This window comes from Rhizobium sp. PEPV16, assembly GCF_008919455.1.
GTDB classification, from domain to species: domain Bacteria; phylum Pseudomonadota; class Alphaproteobacteria; order Rhizobiales; family Rhizobiaceae; genus Rhizobium; species Rhizobium leguminosarum_Q.
Map to the genome: position 1 here is coordinate 1 of NZ_VSZV01000257.1, position 8737 is coordinate 8737.

An 8737-nucleotide genomic window follows, 5' to 3' on the forward strand; every position below is an offset into this window, starting at 1 on the left:
TCATGCGCGTCCGAACGAATTACTGGCTCGCGGATGCATCCTGCTTCAGCCAGTAGTTGACGATTTGACTGACGAGCTGCGGCGGCAAAGGCACATAGCCAAGCGCCTCCGCGTCCTTACTGCCTGTCTCGAACGCCAGACGGAAAAAATCATGCACACGGCGATAGCGATTGGGCGCCTGTCCCTTCATTGGAACGACCGCAAATGTCGCCCCGCTGATCGGATAGGCCGCCTCTGCCGGTTGATCCGTGAGCGACACCGAAAAATCTTTCGCTTCATCCCATGAGGCGGTGATGGCCGCAGCACGCACACCATCCGGTCCCGGTTTTACGAACTGGCCGGATTTGTTCTGAACAGCGGCATAGGGCAGGTTTGCACGCTCGACCTGGCCAAAATCGGCATAGGCGATCGCCCCCTTGGTTGCCTGCACCGCGCGAATGAGATCCCCGGTTCCCTCGACACTCGTCCCAACAGGCCAGGCGATCAGCGTATCCGCTCCATATGCCGCCTTCCATTCCGGGCTTGCCGAGGAGAGGAATTCGGTGAACATGAAGGTGGTGCCCGATCCATCCTTGCGGGTAACCGGGCTGATTTTCTGATCGGGAAGGCTGATCTCCGGGTTGATCGCCTTGATGGCAGGATCGGCCCACGACTGGATCTTGCCGAGATAGATATTCGCAAGCAGCGGGCCAGTCAGGTTGATACTGCCCTTGTCGATACCGTCAAGGTTGACTGCAATCGCCACGCTGCCGAGCACGATCGGGAATTGCTGGCGGCCATGCTTTGAAAGCTCGTCGTGGGAGACAGGCACATCGGTCGCAGCGAAATCCAGCTCCGGCTGATCAAGGCGCATCAGGCCTGCCAGCGAACCGACGAGCTCATAGTCTACCGTCCAGTCGGGTGAGCTGAAGTCGCCGTCATCCATCCGCGCCTTCTCGTAGATCTCTGCCCACTTCGCGATGATGGGTGCCGCGAATGTGGAGCCGGCGCCGCGAATGGGCTCGGCCATGGCTGCAGGAGCGATGAAGAGTGAACCGACAACTGCCGCAAGTCCGCTAAAGCCGGCCGCGGCGGTCGTCACTCTGTAGACTTGCCGAAAAAAACGTTCCATCGGCGCTTCCCCTCGCAACCGTTGACTGCGCACTTCAATCAGAATTCAAACCAGATCAGCTCAGGACCCACTGTGCGAACCCGTGGTCCAGCCGACAGGAATTCCTGCCACCACTAAGTATTTCCATTTATTAACATTTTAATGACAGTTTAGTTTTGCAGGTTGCTGATTCTCGACGCAGAACATTCTTTGGCTGATCGATGTCGCTCTAAAAATTCGAAATAAAACCGTCACTCAACTGACACATCGGCCGCATTTACAATGGTAAAACAACGCAGCCCGCGCCACGGCCAGACCGACGGTGCGGATTACTTCTGCGTTCGAGGTCCAAGAGGATGCGGCGGCGCTAAAGCGGCAATACCTCGCCTGCAAGCTCCTCCGCCGTCAGCCCCTTGCCGGCGCGTTGGCCGGCCTCGCCGTGCAGCCAGACGCCGGCAGCCGCGGCCTCGAAGGCCGGTAAGCCCCGGGCGAGCAAGCCGCCGATGATGCCGGCAAGCACGTCGCCGGAACCGGCGGTGGCAAGCCAGACGGGAGCGTTGGTATTGATGAGCGCACGTCCATCGGGTGCTGCGATGATGGTGTCGGCGCCTTTGTAAATGATCGCGGCATTGGCGCGGCGGGCGGCGGCTATGGCCTTATCCATCTTGCCGAGGCCATCGTCGCCGCCGATATCGGGAAAGAGCCGCGCGAATTCGCCCTCGTGCGGCGTCAGCACCAGACGCGGCACACCCCGGAAAAGATCAAACAGCTGTTGCGGATCGTCCTTGAACGAGGAAATGCCGTCGGCATCGAGCACCAGATGGCGATCGGCAAGGGCCGAGACGAAGCCGCGCGCCCTGGCGCCGATGCCGAAACCGGGGCCGAGGACGAAGGTCTGCAGCCGCTTGTCGGAGAGCCAGTCGCCGAGGTCGGCCTCGTCGTCGACGGCATGCAGCATGACGGCGGTCAGATGCGCGGCATTGGCGGCCATCGCCGCGCGGGGGGCGGCGATCGTCACCAGGCCGGCGCCCGCCTTCAGGCCCGAGATCGCCGACATGCGCGCCGCACCCGTCTTGTCGGCCTCACCTGAGAAGACGACCAAATGACCGCGCTTGTATTTGTGGGTTTCCAGCTGCTCGGCCGGCAGCGCACTCTTCCAGGCATCCGGCGTGTTCTCGGCGATGAGGCCGCCTGCCTCAGCCCTGACGATGCGGGCGGGGATGCCGATGTCGAAGACCTCCAATTCACCGCAGAGTTCCCTGCCCGGCATCAGGAGATGGCCGGGCTTGCGGGTCATGAAGGTGATAGTATTGCAGGCCCGGAAGGCGGCACCCAGCACCTTGCCGGTGCGGCCATCGAGGCCGGAGGGCAGATCGATGGCGAGCACGGGAATAGCGGCCTCGGTGACGCGGCGGATCAGCGCGCGCACATCGGCCGACACCGCGCGGCCAAGCCCCGCCCCGAACAGGCCATCGATGACGACGTCGCCGGTTTCCGGCCGATAGAGGTCGTGTTCTTGTCCCCTGAGCGCGCAGCCGATGCGGGCGCGGGCGGCATCACCCTTCAGCCTCAGGGGATCGCCGAGGTGGAAGAGCGCCACCCTCGCCCCGCTCTGCTGCAGATGACGTGCTGCGACATAGGCGTCGCCGCCATTGTTGCCGGGTCCGCAGGCAACGACGAAGCGCAACGCTCCGGGATGAAGGCGCAGAGCAGCGGCCGCGACCGCGGCACCTGCCCTTTCCATCAGGCCGAAGGAGTCGATGCCGGATGCGGCAGCGGCCGCGTCGACGGCGGCCATTTCGGCAGGCGTGAGAAGAAGGTCGGACAGATGTTTGGTCATCATCCTATTCAATCAAAAAACGCCTAAAAAACAACCGCCTGAAATACCAAAGAGAAGGACTCTATTTAGGCATTTGCCTATATTTTCATCTCAGCGTGACGTGTATTCGCAGTTGCGAAAATACATGAGTTTTTCCGTTTCCGATGGGATTTTGATCGGGAGACAATGTTTTTCCATCTGACCGTCGCCAAAACCACATAGAATTCCCCGCAAACGCGCCGGTTTTGGCAGAATCGACGTCTTTTTTCGACAAGATGGATTTCAAACTGGCACGATATCTGCATCATATCCGGCGAGCGGGAAAATTCCTGCCATAACAAGAGAAGCGGAGAGACATTTTCTCATGAAAAAGATCGAAGCGATCATTAAGCCTTTCAAGCTGGACGAAGTGAAGGAAGCCCTTCAGGAAGTTGGCCTGCAGGGTATCACGGTCACGGAAGCCAAGGGTTTCGGCCGTCAGAAAGGCCACACGGAACTCTACCGTGGAGCCGAATACGTCGTCGATTTCCTGCCGAAGGTCAAAGTCGAGGTCGTATTGGCCGACGAGAACGCGGAGGCCGTTATCGATGCGATTCGTAAGGCGGCGCAGACCGGCCGCATCGGCGACGGAAAGATCTTCGTCTCCAACGTCGAAGAGGTTATCCGCATCCGCACCGGCGAGACCGGTATCGATGCGATCTGACCACTTTGCCAATCGCGCAAAGTCCGTTACCGTCACCGCCGACCTACACCGTCATCGCAAATCGGAGGAAACTCATTAATGGCGACCGCAAGCGAAATTCTGAAGCAGATCAAGGAGAACGACGTAAAGTTCGTCGATCTGCGTTTCACCGACCCGAAGGGCAAGCTGCAGCATGTGACAATGGACGTTGTCTGCGTCGATGAAGACATGTTCGCTGATGGCGTGATGTTCGACGGCTCGTCGATCGGCGGCTGGAAGGCCATCAACGAGTCCGACATGGTGCTGATGCCCGATACCGAAACGGTGCATATGGACCCGTTCTTCGCTCAGTCGACCATGGTCATCGTCTGCGACATCCTCGATCCGGTCTCCGGCGAGGCCTATAACCGCGATCCGCGCGGCACCGCCAAGAAGGCCGAAGCCTACCTCAAGGCATCCGGCATCGGCGATACGGTCTTCGTCGGCCCTGAAGCCGAATTCTTCGTCTTCGACGACGTCAAGTACAAGGCCGATCCCTACAATACCGGCTTCAAGCTCGATTCGACCGAACTGCCGTCGAACGACGATACCGATTACGAGACCGGCAACCTCGGCCATCGCCCGCGCGTCAAGGGCGGCTATTTCCCGGTTCCCCCCGTCGACAGCGCCCAGGACATGCGTTCGGAAATGCTGACGGTGCTCTCCGAAATGGGCGTCGTCGTCGAAAAGCATCACCATGAAGTCGCGGCCGCCCAGCACGAACTCGGCATCAAGTTCGATACGCTGGTGCGCAACGCCGACAAGATGCAGATCTACAAATACGTCGTGCACCAGGTGGCCAACGCCTACGGCAAGACGGCGACCTTCATGCCGAAGCCGATCTTCGGCGACAACGGCTCTGGCATGCACGTGCACCAGTCGATCTGGAAGGGCGGCAAGCCGACCTTTGCCGGCGACGAATATGCCAGCCTTTCCGAGAGCTGCCTGTTCTATATCGGCGGCATCATCAAGCATGCCAAGGCGATCAACGCCTTCACCAATCCGTCGACGAACTCCTACAAGCGCCTCGTCCCGGGTTACGAAGCCCCTGTGCTGCTGGCCTATTCGGCCCGCAACCGCTCGGCTTCCTGCCGCATTCCGTTCGGCTCCAACCCGAAGGCCAAGCGCGTCGAAGTCCGCTTCCCCGATCCGACCGCCAACCCCTATCTCGCCTTTGCCGCCATGCTGATGGCCGGCCTCGACGGCATCAAGAACAAGATCCATCCCGGCAAGGCCATGGACAAGGATCTCTACGACCTGCCGCCGAAGGAATTGAAGAAGATCCCGACCGTCTGCGGCTCGTTGCGCGAAGCACTCGAAAGCCTCGACAAGGACCGCAAGTTCCTGACGGCCGGCGGCGTATTCGACGACGATCAGATCGATGCCTTCATCGAGCTGAAGATGGCCGAGGTGATGCGTTTCGAAATGACGCCGCATCCGGTCGAATACGACATGTATTATTCGGCCTGATCGGCCGCGAACACAGAAAGTCCCGGCCCGCCGGGGCTTTCGCCTCCCAAGTCATGGACGCCACTACAGCGCCTCGCCTCTTTCAGACGCGCAAAGGACGCTGTAGAACTTGGAGTGCTGCATAATTTTGTCCTTAAATCGGTTTCGACTTAAGGAATTATGCAGAAGGAGGATATGACGTTCATGTGACGAACTCGCGCAAAAATCTTGATTTGCGCGGCACCAATCACCAAATTCGGTGATGAAAGGAAGTCGTACCATGAAAGAAAGAGTAGCAAAGTTCAGTATCGGCGAAGTGGTTCGGCACAAGGTTTTTCCGTTTCGCGGCGTCATCTTCGACGTTGATCCGGAGTTCGCGAATACGGAGGAATGGTGGAATTCCATTCCCGCCGAGGTGCGCCCGAGCAGGGACCAGCCCTTCTATCACCTGCTCGCCGAGAATGACGAAAGCGAATATGTCGCTTATGTCTCCGAGCAGAACCTGATGAACGATGAAAGCGGCACGCCGCTTCGCAACCCGCAGATCTACCAGATTTTCGATCAGGCCCCGTCAGGGCAGTTCAAACCCAAGATGAGCTTCGCCCACTAACCCACTCGTGCCGATCGTTGAATCAAGGCCTCGCTTCTCCCGGCGAGGCCTTTTCTTTGCGCAACAAAAAACCCGGCGCGAAACCGGGTTTCTGTCTAGAGATGATGGCAGGATTACTGCGCCTTGGCTGCCTTCTGGGCGTCTTCCAACTTCTTGCGGGCTTCTTCGGCCTTCTTCTGCATGCCTTCCTGGAGGCTGCGCTGGCTTTCGGCGAGCTTGGATTCGGAAACCGGTTCACCATCGTAAGCGCCGGTGAAGCCTTCAAGCGAGATCTTGATCGGGTTCGGGGCGCGGCGGAAGTTGATCGAGGTGAAGATCACGTCGCTGCCCTTCTTGAGGCTGGCGATCATCGCGTCGGTCAGCGGAATTTCGGCGGTGCACTTGTCCGGCAGGCAGACGGCGTAGTCGAGCTTCTGGCCCTTGCCGCCGTCGATCTGCATGATGACGCCGGGAGGAACCAGGCGTGCCGTGGGAACCGAGACCTGCAGGAGCTTGCGGTTGATCTTGCCGGATACCGAGATCAGGCCAACGGCCGTGACAAGTTGGCCGCCATTGGCGAGGATCAGGTTCTGGACAACACAGATGTCGTTGTCTTCCTGCTTGCTGCAGGTCTTGTACCAGCCGAGCTTCGGCGCTCCTGCGGCCTGTGCCGGGGCATCGGCCGGAGCCTGTGCCGCCGCATCCTGTGCGAAGGAGGAGACCGGAGCCGAAGCGCCGAACACCACTGCCAGAACGGACAGCGCTGCCCGCATTTTCTTTTCAGACTTGAACATCATAACGAATTCCGTCTCCTGATATCCGTTCGGGGCAGCGGTTTGCCGCCCCAACCATCGGGTCGTTCGGCACTCCACCTCTTAAAAAAATAAGGCAAATGCATGACCCCGAAACTTCGGGTTCACCTGTTACATCGCAGCGTTCAAGATATCCAGCATTTCTTTGGCAATTTGAGGTGCATTTCGTCGCGAAGCCAAAGAAATCGCCGATCCGTGTTGGAATCGGTCGACCCCATGATAATCTTGGCGTGAATCATGCCCCCTTTTCACGGCTCAAGGATTGCCGAATGCTCCGGATTGTCGTCCCCCTCGTCCTCTCGCTGCTGTGCGGCACCGTCGCTGCCGAGCCGCTGCACGGCATCGCGATGCACGGCGAGCCGGCCTTGCCGGCCGACTACAAACACTTCCCTTACGTCAATCCCGACGTGAAAAAGGGTGGCAAGATCACCTATGGCGTGGTCGGCACCTTCGACAACCTCAACCCGTTCATCCTCAAGAGCATGCGCACGACGGCGCGCGGCATGTGGGATCCTGATTATGGCAATCTCGTCTACGAATCGCTGATGCAGCGCTCCAGGGACGAGCCGTTCACACTCTACGGCCTGCTTGCCGAGACGGTGGAATGGGACGACGACCGGAGCTTCATCCAGTTCAACCTCAATCCGAAGGCGAAATGGGCCGATGGCCAGCCGGTGACGCCCGAGGATGTGATGTTCACCTTCGAACTGATGCGCGACAAGGGCCGCGTGCCCTTCGCCAACCGCCTGAACGTCGTCGCCAAGATGGAAAAGGTCGGCGAGCGCAGTGTGCGATTCACCTTCAACGACAAGGCCGACCGGGAGACGCCGCTGATCTTCGGTCTCTTCCCGGTGCTGCCGAAACATGCAATCGATCCGGCAACTTTCGACCGTTCGTCGCTGACGCCCCCGGTCGGCTCCGGTCCCTACAAGGTGAAGACGGTGAAGCCTGGTGAGAGCATCACCTATGAGCGCGATCCGAATTACTGGGGCAAGAACATTCCCGCCAAGGTCGGCACCGACAATTACGACCAGATCACCGTCCAGTATTTCCTGCAGGACACTACGCTGTTCGAGGCCTTCAAGAAGGGCGATGTCGACATCTATCCCGACGGCAATCCCGGCCATTGGGCCAATGCCTATAACTTTCCCGCCGTCACCTCGGGGGCTGTGGTCAAGGACGTGTTCACACCGAAACTGCCGAGCGGCATGCTCGGCTTCGTGTTCAACACGCGCCGGCCGATCTTTACCGATCCCAAGGTGCGCGAAGGCCTGTCGCTGGTGTTCGACTTCGAATGGGCAAACAAGAACCTTTATTCCGGCGCCTATAAACGCACGCAGAGCTTCTGGCAGAATTCCGAGCTGTCGAGTTTCGGGGTTCCCGCCAATGCAGCCGAGCTTGCCCTGCTCGGGCCGATCAAGGACAAGATTGCGCCGGAGATTCTCGACGGCACCTACAAGCTGCCGGTCACCGACGGCTCCGGCCGCGACCGCAATGTGCTGAAACAGGCCGTCGAGCAGTTGAAAGAGGGCGGCTATACGATTCAGGGCGGCAAGATGCTCAATGCCTCCGGCCGCCAGCTCGCCTTCGAGATCATGACGCAGAATGCCGACCAAGAAAAGCTTGCCGTTGCCTACCAGCGTTCGCTGCAGACGATCGGAATCGCCGCTTCCATCCGCACGGTCGACGATTCGCAGTATCAGAGCCGGACGAACAGCTTCGATTACGACATGATCATGAAGTCCTATACCTCGTCGTTGTCCCCTGGGAACGAGCAACTCGGCCGCTGGTCTTCGGTTGCGCGTACGCGCGAGGGAACCGACAGCTTCGCCGGCGCCAACGATCCCGATCTCGACACACTGATCGATCACCTGCTCAGGGCGCACTCGGCGGAGGATTTCACTGCGGCGGTCCGCTCCTACGACCGGCTGCTGCTTTCCAGCCATTACGTGCTGCCGCTCTATCACATGGACCAGCAATGGGTGGCGCGGAGCAAGCGCATCGGCCGTCCCGACAGCGTACCGCTCAGCGGATATCAGCTGCCGGTATGGTGGGATACGAGCGCGCAGTAAGACCGGCGAACGGCCGGTCCTCATGCCTCCTCCGGAGGCGCACAGAAATAAGGAACATCATCATGGAGCGCATCACCATCGACGTCGTCTCGGATGTCGTCTGCCCCTGGTGCTATCTCGGCAAGGCGCGGCTGGAACTCGCCATCGCCGAGGTGCAGGACCAAATCGGCGTCGACATCAACTGG

Annotated in this window: 8 protein-coding genes; 5 read left to right on the top strand and 3 right to left on the bottom strand. The window is 59.6% G+C overall.

Annotated features, from left to right (window positions below):
- Positions 1 to 19 precede the first annotated feature (19 nt).
- On the bottom strand, positions 20 to 1111 hold the full coding sequence (pstS, locus tag FY112_RS10210; protein WP_151518323.1) for a phosphate ABC transporter substrate-binding protein PstS: 1092 nt from the start codon (positions 1109 to 1111) through the stop codon (positions 20 to 22).
- A gap of 346 nt (positions 1112 to 1457) precedes the next feature.
- Positions 1458 to 2930: an NAD(P)H-hydrate dehydratase gene (locus tag FY112_RS10215; RefSeq protein ID WP_151518329.1), complete on the bottom strand. Its 1473-nt coding sequence runs from the start codon at positions 2928 to 2930 to the stop codon at positions 1458 to 1460.
- A gap of 343 nt (positions 2931 to 3273) precedes the next feature.
- Between FY112_RS10215 and FY112_RS10220 the strand changes: the two genes are divergently transcribed.
- The 3 genes from FY112_RS10220 (at position 3274) to hspQ (ending at position 5689) form a co-directional block, all read left to right on the top strand.
- On the top strand, positions 3274 to 3612 hold the full coding sequence (locus FY112_RS10220) for a P-II family nitrogen regulator (RefSeq protein WP_003539626.1): 339 nt from the start codon (positions 3274 to 3276) through the stop codon (positions 3610 to 3612).
- Between the two features lie 78 nt (positions 3613 to 3690).
- Positions 3691 to 5100: a type I glutamate--ammonia ligase gene (glnA, locus tag FY112_RS10225; RefSeq protein WP_151518324.1), complete on the top strand. Its 1410-nt coding sequence runs from the start codon at positions 3691 to 3693 to the stop codon at positions 5098 to 5100.
- A 259-nt stretch (positions 5101 to 5359) separates the two neighbouring features.
- Positions 5360 to 5689: a heat shock protein HspQ gene (gene hspQ, locus FY112_RS10230; protein ID WP_003539613.1), complete on the top strand. Its 330-nt coding sequence runs from the start codon at positions 5360 to 5362 to the stop codon at positions 5687 to 5689.
- A 113-nt stretch (positions 5690 to 5802) separates the two neighbouring features.
- On the opposite strand, the gene FY112_RS10235 is transcribed toward hspQ, so the two are convergent.
- Complete coding sequence (locus tag FY112_RS10235; protein ID WP_020049906.1) at positions 5803 to 6465, bottom strand: invasion associated locus B family protein; 663 nt, start codon at positions 6463 to 6465, stop codon at positions 5803 to 5805.
- A gap of 284 nt (positions 6466 to 6749) precedes the next feature.
- Here FY112_RS10235 and FY112_RS10240 point away from each other — a divergent pair, with 284 nt between their 5' ends.
- On the top strand, positions 6750 to 8552 hold the full coding sequence (locus FY112_RS10240; RefSeq protein ID WP_151518325.1) for an extracellular solute-binding protein: 1803 nt from the start codon (positions 6750 to 6752) through the stop codon (positions 8550 to 8552).
- A 62-nt stretch (positions 8553 to 8614) separates the two neighbouring features.
- A partial coding sequence (locus FY112_RS10245; RefSeq protein WP_181018196.1) for a DsbA family protein occupies positions 8615 to 8737 on the top strand: 123 nt, incomplete at its 3' end.